The organism is Staphylococcus sp. GDY8P198P (assembly GCF_017891615.1).
GTDB classification, from domain to species: domain Bacteria; phylum Bacillota; class Bacilli; order Staphylococcales; family Staphylococcaceae; genus Staphylococcus; species Staphylococcus cohnii.
Genome location: NZ_JAESJQ010000005.1, coordinates 141302 through 164408, shown reverse-complemented (window position 1 = coordinate 164408; position 23107 = coordinate 141302). Strand labels below are relative to the sequence as shown.

Genomic DNA, 23107 nt, shown 5'->3' with positions numbered 1-23107 from the left:
TTCATGTACATATAATAGAAATAAAGTAGCGTAAAAATGAATTTTACTTAATTAAAAAACTACAAAAAATTGGTGAAAATGGCTTGATAAAGCCGTATAGTTTATGAATATATTATGTTAAAATAACGGGATAATGTAAAAAATAAGGACTAAGCGTGGTGATAAAATGCAAAAGTGCCCTAAATGTGGGGGAAACATAAGGATAGGACAACGAAGATGTAGTCATTGTGGCTATCGTTTAGAGTCGACTAGTAACGAAAAAATGACTCGAACTTCAAAAGAAAATAAAAAAACTGTTAATAGCAAAGCAAGGAAAATTATTCCCTGGGGTATTGCAGCTTTTATCATTATCCTGCTGGTTATTATATTTATCTTATTGAAAAATTTTAATTCGCCGGAAGCACAATCGGAAATATTAATTAACGCAGTAGATAATAATGATACTCAAAAATTATCAACCTTATTAAGCACGCAAAATAATAGTGTAGATGAAAATGAGGCAAAAGCTTATATTAAATATATAAAAAAAGAAGTTGGCATGAAAGAATATACGAAAGATATTAAGCAAAAAATAAAATCATTAAATAAAAATGAGACTAGTGAAGAAGACTTTGTAACAGCAAAAAATGGTGAAAAAGTTTTGCGTATCAGCAAAAATGGGCAACGTTACTTGATATTTGATAATATGAGTTTTACAGCGCCTACAAAAGAAGCGATTGTAAAGCCTAAGTACGATACAACTTACAAATTCAAAGCAAATGATAAACAAAGAACAGTACATGCACAGAAGAATAAGACGACAGTACTCGGTGAATTTATACCAGGTGATTACGTCATAGAGTCTAAAAAAGAGATGGCTAACGGACAGTTTAGCGGTGAACTCAAATTTAATTTTAATAATAGTAATCATGAGACAGTTGATGTATCAGAAGATTTTAATGAAGCTTATATCGTCTTAGATTTGAAAGGTGCATCTGAAATAGATAAAGATACTGTTAAAGTGAAAGTGAATGATAAAACATATGACTATGCTGATAATAAAGAAATAGGACCATATCCAAAAACACAAGAGTTAACAGTTTCTGCTGAAGGAGAAGCGAAGAAAAAGACATTTAAATCAGCTGAAACGACTGTTAAAACGGATAACTTGAAGGATAAAACATATGTAACATTGAACTTTGATGGTGATGAAATTCAAGACTATGTAGATAAAAAAGAAAAAGAAGAAAATAGCTTCAGAAATAAGGTGGCTCGTTTTTTCGGTAATTATACTGCTGCAATGAATAATGCACATAGTCAAAGTAACTTTAAATTAGTTTCATCTTATTTGAAAAAAAATACTGATAACTATAAATCTATAAAAAATAATGTGAAAGAAAATGCTGTATTTTATTTACCTCAGCCACAAATCACTGAAATTGTGAGACAAGGTGAAACATTTTATATTACAGCTCAAACCGTCAAAGAAAATGGTCAATATGGCGAAGTGGATTACCAACTTGAAGGCGATGATGATGCCAGTAACCTTAAAGTTGTGAAATATTCGGAAGAGTAATATAAAGATATGCTTGCTGATAATAATATAATATATGGAGTAGTGGATAAGCAGAGGAATCTGGAAACAAGCCAACACTGACTCATGAATAAGTGTCAATTTCTATAATAGTTAATAGAAATTGACACTTTCTTTGTTTTTAAGCTAAAGCTATAATAGTAATAATGCTTATTAATTAATAATTTGTAATAAGTTAGTTAACAATACATAAACAAGTGTAAATATCGTCGAATTGGATATTTCAAGTAATTTTTGAAGGAGTTATAAAATGGTAGATAATCAACAACAAAAGCAATCATTCATTTTTATTTTAATTCTAGGTGCGTTAACTGCGATTGGTGCCTTATCGATTGATATGTTTTTACCTGGTTTACCTCAAATTCAGTCTGATTTTAATACGACAACTTCAACTTCACAATTAACTTTATCTTTATTTATGATTGGTTTAGCCGTTGGGAATTTATTCACGGGTCCTTTTTCTGATTCAATCGGGCGTAAGCAACCACTTATGATTGCGATGTTGTTATTTACATTAGCAAGTTTAGGTATTATTTTTGTAAACAATATATGGTGGATGATTATTTTAAGGTTTGTACAAGGTTTTTGTGGAGGCGCAGGCGCAGTTATTTCTAGGGCGATTTCTAGCGATTTGTACAGTGGCAAACAATTAACAAAATTTTTAGCTTTACTTATGTTAGTCAATGGTGTGGCACCTGTGTTAGCACCTGCTTTAGGTGGCGTGATCTTATCATTTTCCACTTGGCATATGGTTTTTGTCATACTAACTTTATTTGGGATACTTATGTTTTTGGGGACTATGTTTAAAGTACCAGAATCATTATCTATCGAACATAGAGACAGTCCTCATATAGCAATTATATTTAAGAATTTTAAACAATTATTAGTAACGCCACGTTTTGTATTACCAATGTTGATTCAAGGTGTCACATTTATCATCTTGTTTAGTTATATTTCAGCTTCTCCATTTATCACGCAACATATATATGGTATGTCTCCACAGCAATTTAGTATTATGTTTGCAGTTATTGGTATTAGTCTCATTATTTCAAGTCAATTGACTGGTAAGTTCGTTGATTATATAAATCGACAAACATTATTACGGATTTTGACGTTGATTCAATTAGTAGGAATTTTAAGTGTAACGATTACTTTATTAAACCATTTTTCAATATGGATTTTATTCTTAGGTTTTATCATTCTTGTTGCACCAGTTACTGGTGTAGCAACGCTTGGTTTTTCTATTGCGATGGATGAACGTACTGGAGGTAATGGGAGTGCATCAAGTTTACTTGGACTTGTGCAATACTTATTAGGAGGGGTGGTTTCACCGCTCGTAGGTTTAATGGGAGAAGGGAATTATGTGCCTTATATCACAATTATCATAATCGCGGGTCTGTTATTAATATTGCTGCAAGTGATGAGTTACTTTGTGTTTAGAACAAGGAAAAGAGCATAAGTGCATATGTGTAAAATCTTGGTGTTACATTGGCAGTAACTGATGCATGAGCTTCAGCTCAAATACTTAAAGTTAATTCAACTTTAATCCACAGAGCAGAAGGTGTGGCAATGACATCCGTTTAAATAAATTAAATTGCTGTCTTACTTTGATTTATTTTGCATGAGTGATTGAGGTTGGTGAAAATCTATTTGCTTTTGGTATACCATGTTGATCTACAGATACTAGATTATGTCGCACTATTATAGTATCAATTTTTATATATATGTGTTCGAATTAGTTAATATAATGAGACTATTAAATTTCTATTATTTTGTAGAAATTTAGTAGTCTTTTTAATTAGATAATTTATTAACGATTCAACTTAATTGTGTTAGCTAATAAAATTTGAGCTAAATCTTTAACCGATTGATTACATCCTTCTTTAATCCAAGTATAAACAAGGCCCATTTGACCACCTAGTGCGTAAATTACAAATTGTTTTTTGTTTAATACATCGGTATAGTCGTCCAAAATTTTAATATAAGTGTCCCGCGTTGCATGCATATACTCAAAAAATAAATTACGATTAGGATATGTGACTAAAATAGCATGGAAATAGCCATAATGACGTTTGATATAACGCAAAATGATTTTGAAAAATTGATATAGTTTAGAGTGATTATCTGCAATTTCTTCTGAACTTTTATATAGATTTTCTAATAGTGTTTTATATTTTTGAATATGGTGTGATTGTATTGTAGCTAAAAGGTCATATTTATCTACGAAGTAATCATAAAATGTAGTCCTATTTATACCACTATATGCGCATAACATTTTGATAGTTATATTTTCAAATGGATGTAACTCGAGTAATGCAATCATATTACGGATGATTTTTCGTTTTGCATTTTGTTTCATAATAACTCCTTCATAGAACATAAATAATGTACCCAACACATTTTATTTAAGTGTCGGTATAATTTTAAATTTCATCTCTTTATAATATACAAGGTGAATTTTAAATGCAAATAGGAGGAAAGTATCATGAAGAAAATGGTATTAATCAATGTCATTACCATTGTTGTGCTTGTAATTATTGGTGTCGTAGGATTCCATTTTTATAATCAAGCAACATCTTTTGTAAGTACAGATAATGCTAAAGTGGATGGAGAACAAATTAAGGTGTCAGCTCCAGCTTCTGGCGAAATCAAGTCACTTGATGTTAAAAATAATGAAAAATTAAGCAAAGGTGATAAAGTTGCAGAGGTTGCTGCTAAAGGTGAAGGTGGTCAATCTCAAGATATGAGTATTAAAATGCCTAAAGATGGCACAATTGTAAAAGTTGATGGCATGGAAGGCTCAATGGCTCAAGCTGGCACACCAATCGCTTACGCTTATAATTTAGATGATTCTTATATAACTGCTAATGTGGATGAAAAAGATATTGCAGACGTTGAAGAAGGTAAAGATGTAAATATTAAATTAGATGGTGAAGACGCTGAATTAAAAGGTAAAGTAGAAGAAGTAGGTAAAGCAACTGCTTCAAGCTTTTCAATGATGCCTTCATCAAATAGTGATGGCAACTATACAAAAGTATCACAAGTGGTACCAGTGAAAATTTCACTAGATTCAAAACCATCTAAAAATGTTGTTCCAGGAATGAACGCTGAAGTAAAAATTCATAAAAATTAAGGAGGTCTTAAAATGACAATGACCTTCATTATTGTTTACGTAGTCATAGCGCTCATTCTTGTCGGTGGACTTAATCTCTTTATCGTGAAAAGAAATAAGCAAAAATCTACCCGAAAAATGGAACAATCTAAGTATGAAAGCATTGCTTCTAACGAAAGTTATCAATCTAAATTTAAAGTTAAAGACGATAAAACAACAACAGAAAACCAAGAGCAAAACAAAGGTGAAACTACAGAAGAAAAGGCAGAGAATGCAAGTCACGCTAATAGTGACACTTCTGAATCATCAACACAACATGATTCGGATCATGAACAAATCAATCCGAATTCTGAAGAAGCACAAGTAAATGAAAAGCTGAAAGCTAAACATAGTTCATTTATGTTTGGAAAAGGCACTTCTCAAGGCAAAGTTTTAATAGCGATGATTTTCGGTATGTTTATAGCTATTTTGAATCAAACGTTATTAAATGTTGCATTGCCTAAAATAAATACTGATTTTAATATTTCAGCAAATACAGGTCAATGGCTTATGACAGGATTTATGCTTGTGAATGGTATTCTGATACCAATCAGTGCTTATTTATTTAATAAATATTCGTATCGTAAATTATTCTTAATAGCGATGGCATTGTTCACAATAGGTTCCTTAGTATGTGGTATGTCAGGTTCATTTACAATAATGATGGTAGGCCGTGTACTGCAAGCAATTGGTGCAGGTATCTTAATGCCACTTGGTACAAATGTATTTATGACTATATTTCCACCTGAAAAACGTGGCGCAGCAATGGGGACACTCGGTATAGCAATGATTTTAGCACCCGCTATAGGTCCGACATTGTCAGGTTATATTGTAGAAAATTATCATTGGAACGTGATGTTCTATGGTATGTTCATCATAGGACTTATTTCATTAGCTATCGCATATATATGGTTCAGAGTTTATCAAGTTACTACAAATCCTAAAGCAGATATTCCAGGTATCATATTTAGTACAATAGGTTTTGGTGCGCTATTATATGGCTTCAGTGAAGCAGGAAATAATAGTTGGAGTTCTCCAATTGTTGTAGTATCTCTTATCCTTGGTGTCATTTTTATTACTGCTTTTGTAATTAGAGAGCTTACAATGCGTGTGCCAATGCTAAGTATGGAAGTTTTAAAATATTCAGGTTTTACATTAACAACCGTTATTAACATGATTGTAACGATGAGTTTATTTGGTGGCATGATTTTATTACCACTTTATTTACAAGACTTAAGAGGCTTTACACCAGTACAATCAGGTTTATTATTATTACCAGGTGCTTTAATAATGGGTGTCATGGGTCCAATCGCAGGAAAATTATTAGATACGATTGGTATTAAACCACTAGCTTTAGTAGGGACAGCAATTATGACCTATGCTACGTGGGAATTAACAAAATTAAACATGAATACAACGTATGGTCACTTAATGGTTATTTATATCATTCGATCATTTGGTATGAGTTTTATCATGATGCCAATAATGACTGCTGGTATGAACGCGTTGCCACAACGACTCATAGCACATGGCAATGCTTTATCTAATACATTGAGACAATTGGCAGGTTCAATTGGTACGGCTTTACTAGTTACAGTAATGTCTACACAAACAACACAACATATCGCCTCATATACACAAGATTTAGATAAAACAAATCCATTTATTAAAGACCGTTTACAAGAAATGGCTCAAGCAATGGGTGGAGAACAAATGGCAACTTCTCAAGTTTTAGAATTTGTGCAAAAGCTTGCTTCTATTAATGGTGTAAATAGTGCTTTCTTAATAGCCACTTTATTAAGTGCTTTGGCATTTATTTTGAGTTTGTTCTTAAAAGGCAAGTCACATTATATTTCAAATGAAGAATAAGTGAAAAAACAGTGATGTAACATCACTGATTAATGAATAAGCGTCAATTTCTATAATAGTTACGTAGAAATTGACGCTTATTTTGTTATTAATACAGTCTGAGTTAATATTTTCATATAGTTAAAGCGATTGGGATAAAAACTTGTGCTAAGTTGATTTTATGTACATTATAAGTGAAAGCTAAATCGTTTTTATAAATTCGCAAGTTAATTAGATAATATATATGATATTGATTATAGTCTTGAAAAATTGCTTGTTTTAAAATCCTTTTACCGATTGGTGTATCGATTAAGTGGAGAAAAAAAGCCCGCAAATGAATTTTTTTCAGTCATTCATTTACGGGTGTAATCTATGATAGTATATGTATCGGCTTTTTGGTAAAGTTTAAATGAAGTTATATTCTAGGTTTTCGATTTCTAAAAAATAAACTAATTAATAGTAAAGCGATACTACAACTTAATAAAATAAAAGCGTTATGGATTGCATTTGACTCTGTTAATATTTGAGCTGAATCAACAGTGATATAATACTGATTCATTGAATTGGCAATTCTTGTTGCAATATTTTTAATCAATGCAGAAAAACCGAAAGTAATTGCAAGCATGATCGCTATGATAAACATGTTAACTATTTTCAATATAGTTTTGTTAAAAAACAACGTAAAAAAGGTTAAGATTAAACTTAATATACAAGCGATAAAAAATACATAAAATACAAGTATCAAGCGATCAATGCTTGTTTGTAAGTTATCGATACTTTCAACGTTGATATTTAAATTCGTTAAGTTATTGATAGTTTCTTGAAAATTTGTTAATTCTTTAAAATTAACCGTTTTATCTACAAAAACTAAATTGAATATAGGTTCCTTAAACATACTATAACCTGAAATAGCAACTAGGATTAAAACGATAACTTGTATAATAAGGCTAACCCAAGATTTTTTCTTTTTTCCATAACGAGCGCCTCGTTGCATTGTTTCACTCGTTAAAGTATGTTCAAAATCTTTAAATTGCTGATTATTTGCGGTCATAACTTACTCCTTTCATTACATTAGATGGGGATCTAGTTATTTTATGACTTTTATTTTGTTATAATATGTAATAACTGTTACATTTTAACCAATGAAGTTGAATAATTTAATTTTTAGTATGAATGGTCATATTTTTTAACTTCAATATCTATTATAACTTCGTTTTTATGTCATTATTTTTATTTTATCATATAATTTATTTTAAATACTGAATTGAAACAAAAATTCTATAATTCTAAAATTTGTTACAAAAAAGATAGGGATGATTATGAATGAAATCAAGACTAACAACAAAATTTGTTAATAAATATTTATTACCACATCGTTCAATTATATTTGATGACCAACAAAGCTTTGAAAAATTTTTACAAAAAAGATTAACGATGAATGAAAAAAAGCACAAGCAACCTGAAACTTTAAATGTAAAATCAGACTTAGAAAAACAAATGATGGATGATATGCAGGTGTTCAGATTTCGCTTTAGACACAGTCAACAAAAGAAAATATTATATATTCACGGTGGATATAATATTTTACAACCTTCTGCATTTCACTGGAGATTTATGGATAAACTTGCGTTAAGTACTTTAAATGAAGTTATTTTGCCAATTTATCCAAAAGCACCCAAATATCATGTTGAGGATACTTATGCTGCGATTCATAAAGTGTACCAACAATTATTAACAGAATGTAGTAATGAAGATATTATTGTGATGGGAGATGGAACTGGAGGCGCATTGGCGTTGAGTTTTGTGCAACAGTTAAAATCAAATAATCAACCTTTACCAGCTAAATTGTATTTGTTTTCACCGATGCTAGATGCTCAATTGGATAATGAAAATATTACAGATGATTTAATCGATAAAGATGTCATCATAAATATAGAAGGTTTACAAAAAATTATGAAAGTATGGTCTGGAAATCTTCCATTAAACGATAGTAGGTTATCACCAATTAATGGAGAATTATTTGGTTTACCACCCATATATATATTTGGTGGCGGAAGAGAGATTTACTTACCAGATATGAAAAAATTGGCTTATATGTTAGAAGATATGCGTCAGCCAGTTCAACTGTATACTTTTAAAAAAATGGTGAATGCATTCGCATTATTACCTATTAGAGAATCGCATAAAGTTGTTAAAGAAATCGTCAATACAATTCACGATAAACGTTAATGTGGAAGCATACACTCGATTTTTAAAATGATGATAAGGCTACGAAAAATTAAAAACAGAGGCGGGGCAGACACCAAATATAATTTTGTTGATATCGCCTTGCTTCTGTTTTTATATGCTCAAACATTTCGGTCAATTAATGGTGTTCATTAATTGTTGTATCAAGGACAGTTAATATAGATTGTGTCCCTTTTAGCTTATAGTATTGCGCTATAAAGTCGTTAAAATCTTGCGTTGGTATATCCATATTGTTGAATTTCGAGAGATATTTTTCATATAGTTGTGTTTCTTCTTGAACAAAAGTTGTGTAACGCTGTATAAAAGCTGCTTCTACATCAATTTGTTCCACTAATGAAGTAATAGTATCTATAGCTTGTTTTTGACCTTGGTAGTAACTAATATCAAAACCGCGTTTAATCAATTGACTATCAGGTCCATTAATGACTAGCTGTTTGTTTTGATTGAGTTCACTAAGTGCAGCTTTCATATCATCATTTAAATCATAAAGTTGCACTTTGATTGTGTCGATTAATCCTTGTGACATATTTATCACTCCTTATCTTGAGATACCGATTTTATGACCTAATTGTTTTGGCCATTCGATTAATTGTTGGTTATCATAATAATTGCTAATTTGGTCAGCAAATGATTGAGGGAATGGCGCTGTTTTGTTGATTGTGCGATCAATCCCTAACATCATTGCTTCATTTGTTGCTATATTGCTGCCGTCTTGGTTCGTCATAACGGAAAAGAAATGTAAGCTTTTTTCATTATAATCATAGATGTAAATTGTAATGGTAAATGTGTCATCTTCAGTTAGTTCAGATAAATAAGCTGTTTGTTCTTCAACAGTGAATAGTGTGTAATTTAACTTGGTACGTTCTTCTAAAGATAAACCATGTGTATAATTAAATTGATTGATAGCTTCGCTGAAGACCATATTGTAATTCGCATCATGTACATGACCGTTATGGTCAATCATATCGGGTGTCACATTGTTGGAAATTGTGAAAGGATTTTTCATTGTTACATCTCCTTTAAAACTTTAATTGTTAAAATAGACATATTTATATTATTTAAGCTAACCTAAGTTTACTAAAAATTGTATATAACATACACAAATAGTATTTCATGATAAAATAAAGAAAATGATTATAGGGGTGAGCTATGGCTATAACAATTAGATACTTATCTTCTGGAAATACATTAGCAAGCGTTAATTGTTTAGAAGACATTCCTGAAACAGCGCAGTTTATATGGTGTGATTTTAACCAACCAACCGAGGCTGAAAATACATTTTTAAAAACACGTTTTAACTTTAATAAACTTGAAATTGATGATACAGTGAACGGGACACCGAGAGCTAAATATAAAGCATATGACACATATCAGTATATAGTTGTTCATGATGTGGATACCGAGAATTTTAATGCAAAAGCATTAAATATTTTTATAAAAGATCGTTTACTTATTACATACCATCATCAACCATTTGATATTTTAAAGAAGATAGAAACTACTTTCAAAACGCAAACAATACGTAATATTCTCCCAACATATATATTTATCTTGGTGTTAGATTGTTTAGTAGATCGTTATTTTGAATTCGTTTATGCCATCGAAGATAAGGTATATGACTTCGAAGACAGTGAAAATATGAATGGTTCTATGAAATTTGCGATGGATAATGTATTTAAAATACGTTCTGAGCTAATTAAATTAAAGCGTGTGATTTATCCAATGACAGAATTAGTTAATCAATTAAAAGAAAGTAACCTATTATTATTAGATGACAAGGATAAACTTTATCTTCAACATATTGATGATCATATGATTAAACAACAAAATATTTTGAAAATATGCCAAGAAATGACAAATGAAATAAAAGATAATTTGACATCATATGCTTCATATAAAATGAATCGGATTATGCAGGTCCTTACCTTGGTGTCAGTTGTTTTTTTACCATTGACATTAATTACAGGTATTTATGGTATGAATTTTATAAATATGCCAGAATTAAAATGGCAATATGGTTATTATTTTGTTTTAGCACTTATGCTATGTATTAGTATAGGTTGTGTGATTTATTTTAAAAAAGAAAAATGGTTTTAATATCATAGTATTATATTAATGATGCAGTTTTAAACTGACTTGAGTAAAATAACTATTGAGGATTGGAGTAAACAATGAGCGATTTAAAAAGAGAACAAAGAAAAAATGAACACGTTGAGATTGCAATGGCACAAACGGATGCTACAATCTCAGATTTTGATGAAATTAGATTTGTACATGATTCTATTCCGAGTATAGATGTAAGTGATGTTAATCTTGAGCATTCGCTAAAAGATTTTACACTTAGTCAACCACTTTATATTAATGCGATGACTGGTGGCAGTGAATGGACGAAACAAATTAATGAAAAATTGGCAATTGTGGCTCGGGAAAGCGGTATTGCAATGGCAGTTGGTTCTACACATGCAGCGTTACGTAATAGTGATATGGCATCATCTTTTACAGTCGTGCGTGACACAAACCCAGAGGGGATTATATTTAGTAACGTAGGTGCCGATGTACCTGTTGATAAAGCTGTCGAATCAGTAAAATTGCTAGATGCTCAAGCATTACAAGTACATGTCAATGCACCACAAGAATTAGTCATGCCTGAAGGTAATAGAACCTTTTCTACATGGATGGACAATCTTGCGCAAATTGTAGAACGGGTAAATGTCCCAGTAATTGTCAAAGAAGTAGGGTTTGGCATGAGTAAAGAAACAATCAAAAACTTATATGAAATTGGCATTAGATATGTAGATGTGAGTGGACGTGGTGGTACGAACTTTGTAGATATTGAAAATGAAAGACGTGCATACAAGGACATGGACTATTTAAGTATGTGGGGACAAACGACTGTGGAATCATTATTAGAAAGTACTTCTTATCAAAAAGATATGGATATACTTGCTAGTGGTGGCGTGCGCTCTCCTTTAGATGCTGTGAAATGTTTAGCGCTTGGAGCGAGTGCGGTTGGTATGTCGCGACCATTTTTAAATCAAGTTGAACAATATGGTATTACAGAAACACTAAACTATACAGAACAATTTACTGAACATATGAAAAAAATTATGACGATGTTAAATGCGCCTACAATAAATGATTTAAAAGGTTCGAAAATGATCTTTGGTCCTAAATTACAATCTTGGATAGATCAGCGAAATATTGATATTTCTAATTAATATCTCATAAAGAAATCATTTTTGTAGGTTAGGTCATTAACTACTGTGTTGATTTTCGTATATGAAATTATTATAGAAAAAACCTGAGACATTATGTCTCAGGTTTTCTTATGTTAAAAATCAAATTATATCATTAGAATAGATTGATAAATGTAGTAACGATTGGGACACCAAGCAAATCAATTAAAAATGCGCCCACAATTGGTACGACAAGATATGATTTTGGTGAAGCTCCGAATTTCTTGGTAATTACATCTAGGTTTGCCATAGCATTTGGGGTTGCACCAAGACCATGACCAATAAAGCCACCAATCATTACAGCAGCATCGTAATTTTTTCCTAAACCGCGGAACACGATAAATATAGAGAATAGCACGATAAACACGACTTGTATTAAAACGATAATAATTAAAGGTAAAGCCAATTGATATATTTCTGTAAGTTGTATACTCATCAAAGCGATAGATAAGAATAGGCTTAGTGATATGTCACTAATTTTATCCACGAATTTCATATCAATAAGATTTAAATTATTATATTCAGAAATATTTCGAATAATTACCGCAACAAACATTGCACCAACATATATAGGAATGTTAATACCTGTTAAATCAGAGAATGTATTTCCTAAATATGAACCAATAGCCATACAAATGGTTACAATCGTAAATTGTAAGAAAAAGATGGTAGTAGGGTTCATGCGATTATGTAAGTATTCATTAGATTTTACGTTACCATAGTCTGTCGTAGTTTCTTCTGCATGTTCAGATTTTAAATTATATTTAGTGATTAAAAATTTCACTACTGGACCACCTACTAAACCACCAGCTACAAGACCTAATGTTGCTGCTGCTAAAGCTGCGGTTAATGCAGAATCAAAGCCCATGTCGCGTATGGTTTGACCATAGGCGGCAGCATTACCATGACCACCTTCCATAGACATAGAACCTGCTGTCAAGCCTAATAATGGTGGTATGTTTAATACTTTTGCTAATGAAATACTAATAAGGTTTTGGAAGACTGCAAGAAAACCACAAAATATAAAATATAAAATAAGTACTTTTCCACCCAAGCGTAATAACTTTAAAGAAGCGCCTAATCCAATTGTTGTAAAGAACGCAAGCATAAAGAAGTTTTGTATAAATTCAGAATCCAGTTTGATTGTTATGATATTTGTAGATTGTAATATTGCAACTAAAATCGAGAAGATTAAACCACCGATAACAGGTGCAGGAATACAAAGCCTTCTTAATATTGAAATATGATTAACAATATATATACCTAAAAGGTATAACAAACTTGCGATTGCTAAAGTAGTAATTGCATCTAGCTCTAGCATTTTCAATCCCCCTTAAATTTCAAATGAAACTCTCCTGTGTGTCTGGTTATATAGATGGAGTCATGTGCAAAATGACAATAAAGAAAGTGCTTACAAAACTCCATGCTATCTATTATACATATTTAAATAGTATAAATCTAGTTTGGAATTAAATATTAAATAGAATAAATAGAGATTGTTTTATTTGTAATTTTCAGATAATCATTCTCTTGTCTAATACGCAAAAATAGATGTTAGAAGAATGAATACACTACTTATCTATAACACAGTACCTTGCAATGTATAGTAGTCTGTGTTATATTCTTTTCGACAGCTACTGTGTAATGTATAGTACTGGATTTACATAGGAGGTAACATATGAATAGCCAATTTAAAAAGGGCGCGCTAGAGCTTATAGTGCTACTTATTATCAAAAGAGATGATCAGTACGGTTACTCGCTCGTTCAAAATATTTCGAGACATATGAGTATTGCAGAAGGAACAGTGTACCCATTGCTACGAAGATTAGTGAAAAATGGAGAACTCACGACATATTACCAACCTTCTTCAGAGGGTCCAGCAAGGAAATATTACAAAGTGACTGACCAAGGTAATGACAGATTAGTTGACTTATTACATGAATGGCGATCGTTTTCGAATATTGTAGAAGTATTTATAAAGGAGAGTGAATGGAATGACTAAAAATGAATTTTTAAAACAGTTGCATAAACATTTGAAACATGATTCTGATGCAGAACGACAAGATATTTTAAATGAGTACGAAACACATTTTTATAGCGGATTAAAAGAAGGTAAAACAGAAGCACAAATTTCAAAAGAACTAGGTGATCCTAGAACTTTAGCTAAAGAAATGAATGCGACAGCTGCTGTAGAAAAAGCTGCTGACAGTAAAAAATTTGGCGACGTTGGGAACGCCATTTTTGCAGTGATGGGTTTAAGTATATTAAATTTCTTTGTAATTTTAGTACCGTTTATTTTCGTTTTAAGTATCGTTGTTTCATTAATTGTAACGACAATTTCATTCGTTTTAAGTCCAATATTATTATTGGTAAAAGGATTTTTAAGTGGATTTGAAAATGTATTACTTTTTGATGTATATGCAGTAGGTGCACTGTTTGGAATGGGATTAATGTTATTTGTGATTACGTATTTAATTTCTAAAGCATTTTATTTAATTTGTGTGAAGTATCTCAAGTGGAATATAAGTGTTGTGAAAAGGAGTGGGATTTCATGAAGAAAACATTGATTAGTCTTTTTGTAATTGGATTAATTGTAACGATTGTTTGTGGCATTGGTGTAGTAAACCAATTTCAAGTAGAAAGTAAAAAGTCGAAAGAAGTCACAGAGAATTATCATAAAGAATATGATGAAAATAAAGTAAAAAATCTCAATATAGATTTGAACAATAGTAATTTAAAACTTAAAAAAGGTGATCAACTTAAAGTTGAATCACGAGGTTCTAACGACAAAATAAATATGGATACTACTATAAAAAACGGTACGTTATATGTGAAAGATAAATCATTAGATAGCAATGTCGATATTACATTTATGGACTTTAAAAATAATGATGTCATTATCACATTACCTAAATCATTGAGCCATTTAAATGTTAATACTGAATCTGGTTCGATTATGATTGATCAAATAAAAGCGGATTATGCTAAGTTATACGCAGATGTTGGAAAATTAAATATCACGCATGCTAAATTTGATCGTTTAATTGCTGAAGTTGATGTTGCAGATATGTATATGGCAACGACTCAATTTAATTCAGGTGAGTTCGAAGCTGATACTGGATCAATCAATATCAAAGACACGCCTATTGATATACCAATTAAAGTGAAAACGGATGTAGGCAACATAGCAATGGCATATACGAATAATCAGCCTGAAAACACACGCATAGAATTTGATAGCGACGTAGGAGAACTGGACATTAATAATCACTTGTTTAAAAACAAACAAGTAGGTAATGGCTCTAACCTCATTCATATTGAAACGGACACAGGTAATGCAGAAATCAACTAAAATTGAAAATATGAGTAAATAACATCGTATGCATTAAGCTACATTGTGTGAGTATAAGCATATCAAAGTCAATTCACTAAAACGATTTTGACTTATGCTCATATTTTAGTTCTCGTATTAAAATTATAGTGATATTGAAAATAATTTATAATTATTTTGTTATTAGCCTGAGAATTGATGAAATTTTAAATTTCTGTGTTTGCTTCTTTTTTGATATACTATAAGCCATATAAAATTACTAGGTTTATAAGGAGGAGTGTTATGCAGGAATTGAATAGAAGTGATAAGCAATATGGTGTTTTAGCACTTCTACCATTAATCATATTTTTAGGGTTATATATTGGTGTAGGACTCACTTTTACCATAATGGGTAAAGAAGACGCGTTTGATCAATTACCAAGACATGTTGCTATTTTTATCGGCATCGTTATCGCTTGGACATGCTATGATAGAAAAACGAAGTTTTCTAAAAAAGTAGAAATATTTACAGCGCATGCAGGCAATTCAGGTATTGTTAATCTAGGCTTGATACTGTTATTAGCAGGCGCTTTTTCTACCGTTACCTCGGAAATGGGTGGTAAGACAGCAATGGTGAATATGGGGCTTACTGTCATCCCACCAAGTCTACTCATACCTGGTATTTTCATTATGAGTGGTTTTGCTGCGCTAACGTTAGGTACTTCTACGGGGGCGCAAGCTGCTTTTATTCCAGTAGGTGTTGCTGTAGCTCAAGCTGCTGATTTAAGTGTCGCAGCAGCAGGTGCCGCTGTTATTGCAGGTGCATATTTTGGTGATAACTTATCCATTATTTCAGATACGACGATTGCAGCTACAAATGGCGTCGGTACTAAGATGAAAGATAAATTTAAGATGAATGTGTTGATTGCGCTACCTGCTGCACTTATTACTGCAGTTATATATGCAGTTGTGGGTGGAACAGGTAAAGTGGAAGGTGACTTAAGTTTTAATTTTATAAATATACTGCCATATCTATTTGTACTTATAGCAGCAATCGCAGGTTTGGATGTGATTTTAGTGTTGATTATCGGTATCATAATGGCAGGTGTCATTGGTTTGCTTCAAGGCAATTTGGGCATATTCCAGTTTACAAAAGCTATTGGTGAAGGTATGGAAAGCATGTTCCTTATTTTTCTTGTGGCGTTTTTAGTTTCTGGACTTGTGGCATTAATTCGCTATTATGGCGGTGTTGATTGGATTATTAAAACAATGAAAGAAAAAGCAAAAGGCCGAAAAAGTGCAGAATATGTGATTAGTTTAATGTCCGGTGTACTTTCTGCTGCTTTATCACACAATACGTTAGCAATTTTAATTTCTGCGCCTATCGCTAAAGAAATTGGAGATGAATATAAGGTACCTCCTAAACGTATGGCAAGCTTATTAGATATATTCGCATGTTGTGCCTTAATGGTACTGCCGCATGATAGTGGTATGTTAATGGTTGAACAATATGGAGATGTTTCTTATATAGAAGTTTTACAATACACATTTTATCCTGTGATATTTGTCATTTGTACGGTTATTACGATACAATTTGGTTTACTTGATAAAGAAAAAAACCTTTCTAAATAATTTCTATTTTAATTAAGCTAATTATTAGAAAGTGAAAATGATATATCACAGACTAGCCATTCAAAGTGAGCGTTTATAATTCAAATAATTTAATAATATTATAGGGAAGCAGAGATTATATTAAATTTTAATCTCTGTTTCCCTTTTATTAACGCCATGTATCTTGTGGTGGTATGGTAGTACGTTTTGAAATTCTTGAAACGTAGGGATTGCCTTTAACAATAAAGCGAAGCGGTTTTTGCGTCCATTCACCTTTATTAGGAATACCAATTCTCGGTGTTTCCTCAATATGTTTAGGATGTTTACGGTTTTTAGTATCTATTTTTAGATTGCCTTCATTTAATCGTGAACCATCCAAATGTCTCGGTATATTAAATGCTTTAGTCCATTTTCCTGGGCCATTTGTTAATTCAAAGCCATCTTTGTTTCTATTTGAACGCATAGCTTCAATATTCTCTTCTGGTTCAACAGCACGTATCAGGACACCTTCAGGTACACCTTCTAATTGTGTTACAAAGTTGATGAGTAAATGCGTATGCATCACATGGGCATAAATAGTGCCACCAAGTTTATATAATGATTCTACTTTGGGTGTGCGTTTGCCATTAAATCCGTGAGCGGCTTGATCCTTTTCACCAACATAGGCTTCAGTTTCAACGATGTATCCAGTAAATGTATGTAAATCATCTTCGAAAATGACACGCACACCTAATAAATCTTTGGCGATAGTGACTGTATCACGTTGTAAAAAATCCATTTATTAATCCTCCATATAATAGTTTTTGAAATTAAATGTTTTTAAAAATTTTTTATTAAATTGTAAAATTGTGTTACAAGCATGTGAGAATTTTGGTAGAATAACCTTATAAGTTTACTAAAAATTAAAAACTCATAAGTTAAAGTATCAATGACTATATTAAAGTTAAATGAACATTATATCAAATGTACTTGAAACGGGGGGAGCAATTTGGAAAGAAAAATTGGATTTGGAGAAGCATTAAAACTATTTTGGAAAAATTATTTTAACTTCAAAGGCCGTGCACGCAGAAGTGAATATTGGTATATGGTTTTATGGCATATGATTTTTCTAGTACCAGCGTTTGTTGTATATTTCATTGGTTTGATTGCATTAATTAGCGCTGCTGCTTCTCAATCTGAAACGGCCATTATGATAAGCGTAATCTTTCTTATTATCAGTGTGATATATATAGCTGTGTACGGATTAGCTACTTTAATACCTAATTGGGCGATATTTATTAGAAGATTTCATGATACAGGTAGATCGATGTTACTACCACTTATTTATTTAGGTATTTCAGTGTTTTCATATATCATATTTACAGTAATAGCTATACTAGATTCAGATTTCAATCATATGGCAAGTGTGATTTTCATCGTATTGATATACGCATTCTATATAGGTTTTGGTATTTATGCGCTAGTCGTTAGTTGCTTGGATAGTGAACGAAAAACAAATAAATATGGTCCAAGCCATAAATATGCAAACCAATATACTAAAATTGATGACATGTATAGAGAGCAATAGTTAAAATAAACCCAATTATGACAAGTCAAACTGTTAGACTGTTTTTTGTCATAATTGGGTTTTTATAAAGTTTAATTATTAATATATGATAAATTTGGATAATGTTTTCCTAATACGTCATGCAAAGCTTTGTAGCGTTGAAAAAGTACTTCATATTGTTTTACCTTTTTTGGATCAGGCTGTAAACGGTAATAAACAGGTTGTTTCATATGATGTACTGTTTCTTCAAGTGTTTGATAAGCACCACCTACATTTGCACCTAACATTGCTGCACCTAATGCTGTAGCATTGGAAGAATCCATAACGACGACTTCTTTATTTAAGACATTAGTATATATATCTACGAGTAATTCGCTTTTAATTGGTATACCACCAGCAGCATAAACAGTATTAACCGGTATTTGGTTATCTTCAAATTGTTGCATAATTAACTTAGTCCCAAAAGCCGTTGCTTCAATATAAGCACGATGAATCATTTCGAATGGTGTTTGTAACGTTAAGCCAAAGATACTACCAGTAAGGTTACTGTTGCTTAATATACTACGATTACCATTATGCCAATCTAAAACGGTTACGTGCTGTTGATGAATTGGTATCTCAGAAGCTAAATTTTCTAAGTGTTCTAATATAGTAATACCTTCTTTTTCAGCTTGTTTTACTATGGACGCTGGGGCCTGACTAGCTGAATAACTAAATAAATCACCAACTGCAGCTTGACCAGCTTCATAAGCATATAAACCTGGGATAATTGCATCTTTGACTGATCCTGTAATCGCAGGAATTGCAACTTGCTTAGCGTCGAGCATGAGATGACAAGTGCTAGTACCTATAACAGGTGTGAATTCACCCTGTTCGATTGCACCAACGCCGAGTACTCCTGAATGAGCATCTATAATATAAGGAGAAATTTGAACTTTATCTGATAGCCCCCATAATTTTTGATAATAAGTAGTTAAAGCCCCTGCACTTTCACCAATATTTATCACTGGTGCCTCACATTTATTTTTTACAATTGAAGGTAAGTCTTTATCTACCGCTTCAAAAAACGAATAATTAAAGCCATCTTTTTCGTTGTAAAAACCTTTGAACCCTATGCCACAATTTGAACGAATATTGCGATTGGTTAATAAACTAACAATATAATCTCCAGCCTCCATAATATATGCACTCTGCGCTAAAATTTCTGGCGCTTTGTGTTTAACCTCTAATATTTTTGGAATCATCCATTCACTATTAACACTATGACCATAAAAGTCTAACCAATTTGCGTTATATGTGTCATTTATTTTTTTCATAAATGTCGCTTCTTCATGAGCACCATGGTGTTTCCAAAGCTTAACATAAGCATGTGGTTCATCTTTTAATGATTCATGTGTATGTAATGGTTTGAAATGTTCATCTAAAAAGACAATCGTACAACTTGTGAAATCGATTCCCATACCAATTACATTTGATGGATCAATTTTACTTTCTGATAAAACGTGTTGAACACCTTTTTCTAATATATTTGTGTAATCTTCAGCGTTTTGTAAAAAATAATTATGCGGTAAATCATGGCCGTTCAATGAACCTGAAATTGTACCATGAGGATATGCTTCTATGTAGCTAGAAATAATCTCACCATTGGAGGTATCTACGAGAAATACACGACCAGATGCTGTACCAAAATCGATCCCAATACTGTAACTCATGCGGCATTGCCTCCCAATAATCATTTTAATAAGTTCTGATTACTTATTTAATCTAATAATAGTGCTTGCAAAAAACATTGTAAAGATAACAACGTTTTTAGATGATAATGGAAGGTAAGAGTTGATATGAATCATCATACAAATAGGTTAAAAAGCTAAAATACAATTTGAAATGTATATTTAAGGTGCGAAATGTTATTATCAATATATATTCATTCGACTTTAAGGGAGGGAAATCTTATCATGTCCTTAAAAATAGCAAATGTTACAAAAAAATATAAGGATTTTACAGCAGTTAATGACATATCGATAATTTTAGAATCAGGAAAGATGCTAGGATTTTTAGGACGTAATGGTGCAGGAAAGACGACAACTTTTAGAATGATACTTGGTTTGACGCCGATTACAGAAGGACAAATTTTATATAAAGATAAGGCGATTGACCAATCAATATATGATAAAATAGGATATTTGCCTGAAGAACGAGGGTTACATCCGAAAATGAAAGTAGAAGATGAATTGAGATATCTAGCTACATTAAAAGGGATGAAATCAAAAGAGATAAGCAAATCTATTGATTATTGGTTAAATCGTTTTGATATTGAAGAAAATAGAGAAAAGAAAATAGAAGCGTTATCTAAAGGAAATCAGCAAAAAATTCAACTCTTAGCAAGTATGTTACATAATCCAGAATTATTAATCTTGGATGAACCTTTTAGTGGTTTAGATCCAGTTAATGTTGAATTATTAAAATCAGCCGTAAAAGATTTAAATGATGCAGGAACGACGATTATATATAGTTCTCATAGAATGGAACATGTAGAAGAACTATGTGATGATGTTTGCATTTTGAATAAAGGTGAACTTGTTGTTTCTGGGCCAATTGATGAGGTGAAAGCAAATCATGGCAATAAAAGCGTTATAATTGAAACAAATCATGCGATGTCAGAAATAGATGATATTACTGGTGTTATCCAGGTTGAACGTAATAAAAGGGAAATAAGAGCGTTGATAGAAGACGAAGTGATTGCTGAAGAAATATATAATATTGTAGTTCAGTATGGTTTTGTCAAAAGGTTTCAAGTTATAGAACCAACGTTAAATGAGATTTTTATAGATAAAGTAGGTGATGCAAATGGATAAATTTTGGGCTACTTTTTCACTTACGTATAAAAGTAAAGTAAAAACAAAATCATTTATGATTTTCACTGCGATTGTAGTTGTATTAATGTTGGCAGCCGCTAATATTAATAAAATCGTCGATCTATTTGATAATGGCCCTGATAAGATTGGTATTGTAGTTAATCAGGACCAAGTATATAAAGTGATTAAAGCACAAAGTAATCACCTTGATAGTGATGCGAAATTTAAAAAAGTGACTAAATCACAAGCACATCAACAAGTAAAAAATGAAAAGTTAGATAAAGCGTATGTCATTGATTTGCATGATAATCACAAACTGACTGGTAAAATTTTAAGTAAAGATACCGTGTCAAAAACAGATGAACAAAAATTACAAACTACTTTGTCAGCCATTCAAACCAAACTTGTGGCATCTAGTTTAAATCTATCTGAAGATGAGCTAAAACAATTGCAATCTCAAAGTGAAGTAAGCTCACAAGTGCTTTCAGATAGTGCGAACGAGACAAATTTAAGTGAGTCACAAAAAACATTTAATACGATTATCGTTTATGCAGGCATTATGCTCATGTTTTTCATAATCATAAATTATGCCAATCAAGTGGCAATGGAAATTGCAACTGAGAAGACCTCACGTGTCATTGAAATGATTATCACAAGCATATCTCCAGTAACACACATACTTGCAAAATTGTGTGGCGTCATCGCTGTGGCATTAACACAAATTAGTATTTTCATTATTGTAGGCATCATAAGTGTGTTGCTATTTGATATTGGAGATATGCTTAAAGGATTTGATGTTGAGCCTAATGATCTAACAGTACAATTAATTATCGTAGGTATACTTTCTCTTATTTTAGGTATACTTTCTTATATTATATTGGCCGCTATATTGGGTTCGATTACTGCACGAATCGAAGATATTAACCAATCACTTATGCCGATGACTTTGATTAGTATCATTGCATTATATATGGCAATGTTTGGTGTTATAAATCCTGACACGACGCTCATAAAAGTTGCAAGTTTTATTCCTTTATTATCTCCCTTTATCATGTTTTTACGTGCATCAACACCTGACGTAGCTACTTGGGAAATTGTAGTAAGTATGAGTTTATCAATATTAACAATATTTATCTTACTTTATATTGCAGTAAGAAGTTATAAAGATACAATATTAAGTTTTGATAAAGGCTTGTTAAAGTCTATGAAACGTGTCTTCAGTAAAAATTAAAGTGTGTTAACAATCATTAAGATAAGTTATAGATAAACCAATAACTTTTTGAAGTGTATTTAAATATATGAGTAGGGGAGTGAAACTAAAACAACATAATGGTTTCATCCCTACTTTTTTATAAAAAATACTTGGAAGCGTGATTTGCAAGTGCATTAAATATGCTAAATAAATCATATCTATAAAAAAACTAGAAAAAACATCACAATTTTAAATAATATTTGATAGAATTAATAATTAGTATAGATAATGATTTGGTTAAGTTGTTACACTATAGGAAAGTAAGATAACTACCTAGGGAAGTAGTAAACTGTTTTAAAATTTTAAATATTAGTGAATGAGGTATTTTGCTCAGTAAATGGGGACATATTGAGCGCATAATTATCTAAGCTAATTTAAAATGCTGTGCAATTCACTTTAAAAGTAATGCATTATTAAACTGATGAGAATATTGTATCTTGTTTAATAAAGCAAGAATGATGTTCGTTACAGTTGTGAT

Annotated in this window: 21 protein-coding genes; 14 read left to right on the top strand and 7 right to left on the bottom strand. The window is 31.5% G+C overall.

Annotated elements, in window-relative coordinates; translation table 11 throughout:
* Nucleotides 1–166 precede the first annotated feature (166 nt).
* Together KA824_RS05260 and KA824_RS05255 are read left to right on the top strand one after the other, a co-directional pair.
* The gene (locus KA824_RS05260; protein ID WP_181187375.1) at nt 167–1555 is read left to right on the top strand and encodes a membrane-associated protein TcaA; all 1389 of its coding nucleotides are present in this window, start codon (nt 167–169) and stop codon (nt 1553–1555) included.
* A gap of 268 nt (nt 1556–1823) precedes the next feature.
* Nucleotides 1824–3032, top strand: coding sequence for a putative multidrug effflux MFS transporter TcaB (locus KA824_RS05255; protein ID WP_107385106.1), 1209 nt, complete (start codon nt 1824–1826; stop codon nt 3030–3032).
* A gap of 351 nt (nt 3033–3383) precedes the next feature.
* Here KA824_RS05255 and KA824_RS05250 read toward each other — a convergent pair whose 3' ends face one another.
* The gene (locus KA824_RS05250; RefSeq protein ID WP_107505327.1) at nt 3384–3932 is read right to left on the bottom strand and encodes a TetR/AcrR family transcriptional regulator; all 549 of its coding nucleotides are present in this window, start codon (nt 3930–3932) and stop codon (nt 3384–3386) included.
* Between the two features lie 126 nt (nt 3933–4058).
* Here KA824_RS05250 and KA824_RS05245 point away from each other — a divergent pair, with 126 nt between their 5' ends.
* Entirely contained in the window at nt 4059–4706 is a 648-nt protein-coding gene (locus KA824_RS05245; RefSeq protein WP_107385104.1) for an HlyD family secretion protein, read from the top strand.
* A 12-nt stretch (nt 4707–4718) separates the two neighbouring features.
* Nucleotides 4719–6593, top strand: a complete 1875-nt coding sequence (locus KA824_RS05240; RefSeq protein ID WP_107385692.1) for a DHA2 family efflux MFS transporter permease subunit — start codon at nt 4719–4721, stop codon at nt 6591–6593.
* A 394-nt stretch (nt 6594–6987) separates the two neighbouring features.
* Here KA824_RS05240 and KA824_RS05235 read toward each other — a convergent pair whose 3' ends face one another.
* Complete coding sequence (locus KA824_RS05235) at nt 6988–7623, bottom strand: hypothetical protein (RefSeq protein WP_107385102.1); 636 nt, start codon at nt 7621–7623, stop codon at nt 6988–6990.
* A gap of 272 nt (nt 7624–7895) precedes the next feature.
* Between KA824_RS05235 and KA824_RS05230 the strand changes: the two genes are divergently transcribed.
* Nucleotides 7896–8801, top strand: a complete 906-nt coding sequence (locus KA824_RS05230; RefSeq protein WP_107524484.1) for an alpha/beta hydrolase fold domain-containing protein — start codon at nt 7896–7898, stop codon at nt 8799–8801.
* A 136-nt stretch (nt 8802–8937) separates the two neighbouring features.
* On the opposite strand, the gene KA824_RS05225 is transcribed toward KA824_RS05230, so the two are convergent.
* Nucleotides 8938–9345 (bottom strand): hypothetical protein, encoded by a 408-nt coding sequence (locus KA824_RS05225; RefSeq protein ID WP_107384612.1) that lies wholly within the window; start codon nt 9343–9345, stop codon nt 8938–8940.
* 12 nt (nt 9346–9357) lie between these two features.
* Nucleotides 9358–9825: a thioesterase family protein gene (locus KA824_RS05220; RefSeq protein ID WP_107384613.1), complete on the bottom strand. Its 468-nt coding sequence runs from the start codon at nt 9823–9825 to the stop codon at nt 9358–9360.
* Between the two features lie 143 nt (nt 9826–9968).
* Between KA824_RS05220 and corA the strand changes: the two genes are divergently transcribed.
* Both corA and fni read left to right on the top strand, forming a co-directional pair.
* Nucleotides 9969–10916, top strand: coding sequence for a magnesium/cobalt transporter CorA (corA, locus tag KA824_RS05215; RefSeq protein ID WP_107384614.1), 948 nt, complete (start codon nt 9969–9971; stop codon nt 10914–10916).
* 74 nt (nt 10917–10990) lie between these two features.
* Nucleotides 10991–12037, top strand: coding sequence for a type 2 isopentenyl-diphosphate Delta-isomerase (fni, locus tag KA824_RS05210; protein ID WP_107384615.1), 1047 nt, complete (start codon nt 10991–10993; stop codon nt 12035–12037).
* A gap of 133 nt (nt 12038–12170) precedes the next feature.
* On the opposite strand, the gene gltS is transcribed toward fni, so the two are convergent.
* Nucleotides 12171–13376: a sodium/glutamate symporter gene (gene gltS / locus KA824_RS05205; protein ID WP_107384616.1), complete on the bottom strand. Its 1206-nt coding sequence runs from the start codon at nt 13374–13376 to the stop codon at nt 12171–12173.
* Nucleotides 13377–13733: 357 nt separating this feature from the next.
* On the opposite strand from gltS, the gene KA824_RS05200 reads away from it, so the two are divergent.
* The 4 genes from KA824_RS05200 to KA824_RS05185 all read left to right on the top strand — a co-directional run bounded on the left by KA824_RS05200 (nt 13734) and on the right by KA824_RS05185 (nt 16997).
* On the top strand, nt 13734–14057 hold the full coding sequence (locus KA824_RS05200; protein WP_107384617.1) for a PadR family transcriptional regulator: 324 nt from the start codon (nt 13734–13736) through the stop codon (nt 14055–14057).
* Nucleotides 14050–14610 (top strand): HAAS signaling domain-containing protein, encoded by a 561-nt coding sequence (locus tag KA824_RS05195; protein WP_107384618.1) that lies wholly within the window; start codon nt 14050–14052, stop codon nt 14608–14610. The genes KA824_RS05200 and KA824_RS05195 overlap by 8 nt, the downstream gene beginning before the upstream one ends.
* Nucleotides 14607–15407: a DUF4097 family beta strand repeat-containing protein gene (locus KA824_RS05190; RefSeq protein WP_107384619.1), complete on the top strand. Its 801-nt coding sequence runs from the start codon at nt 14607–14609 to the stop codon at nt 15405–15407. The genes KA824_RS05195 and KA824_RS05190 overlap by 4 nt, the downstream gene beginning before the upstream one ends.
* A gap of 261 nt (nt 15408–15668) precedes the next feature.
* Nucleotides 15669–16997, top strand: a complete 1329-nt coding sequence (locus KA824_RS05185) for a Na+/H+ antiporter NhaC family protein (RefSeq protein ID WP_181187376.1) — start codon at nt 15669–15671, stop codon at nt 16995–16997.
* A 148-nt stretch (nt 16998–17145) separates the two neighbouring features.
* Here KA824_RS05185 and KA824_RS05180 read toward each other — a convergent pair whose 3' ends face one another.
* Complete coding sequence (locus KA824_RS05180; protein WP_107505086.1) at nt 17146–17754, bottom strand: DNA-3-methyladenine glycosylase; 609 nt, start codon at nt 17752–17754, stop codon at nt 17146–17148.
* Between the two features lie 210 nt (nt 17755–17964).
* Between KA824_RS05180 and KA824_RS05175 the strand changes: the two genes are divergently transcribed.
* Nucleotides 17965–18543 carry a DUF805 domain-containing protein gene (locus KA824_RS05175; protein WP_107384622.1) on the top strand — a complete coding sequence of 193 codons (579 nt, stop codon included), beginning with the start codon at nt 17965–17967 and terminating at the stop codon, nt 18541–18543.
* Nucleotides 18544–18614: 71 nt separating this feature from the next.
* Here the strand turns inward: KA824_RS05175 and KA824_RS05170 are convergent, their stop codons facing one another.
* Nucleotides 18615–20234, bottom strand: coding sequence for a ribulokinase (locus tag KA824_RS05170; protein WP_107505084.1), 1620 nt, complete (start codon nt 20232–20234; stop codon nt 18615–18617).
* A gap of 243 nt (nt 20235–20477) precedes the next feature.
* On the opposite strand from KA824_RS05170, the gene KA824_RS05165 reads away from it, so the two are divergent.
* Both KA824_RS05165 and KA824_RS05160 read left to right on the top strand, forming a co-directional pair.
* A complete protein-coding gene (locus KA824_RS05165) occupies nt 20478–21377 on the top strand; it encodes an ABC transporter ATP-binding protein (RefSeq protein WP_107384623.1) in 900 nt (299 codons plus the stop codon).
* On the top strand, nt 21370–22608 hold the full coding sequence (locus tag KA824_RS05160) for an ABC transporter permease (protein ID WP_107384624.1): 1239 nt from the start codon (nt 21370–21372) through the stop codon (nt 22606–22608). The genes KA824_RS05165 and KA824_RS05160 overlap by 8 nt, the downstream gene beginning before the upstream one ends.
* Nucleotides 22609–23107 lie beyond the last annotated feature (499 nt).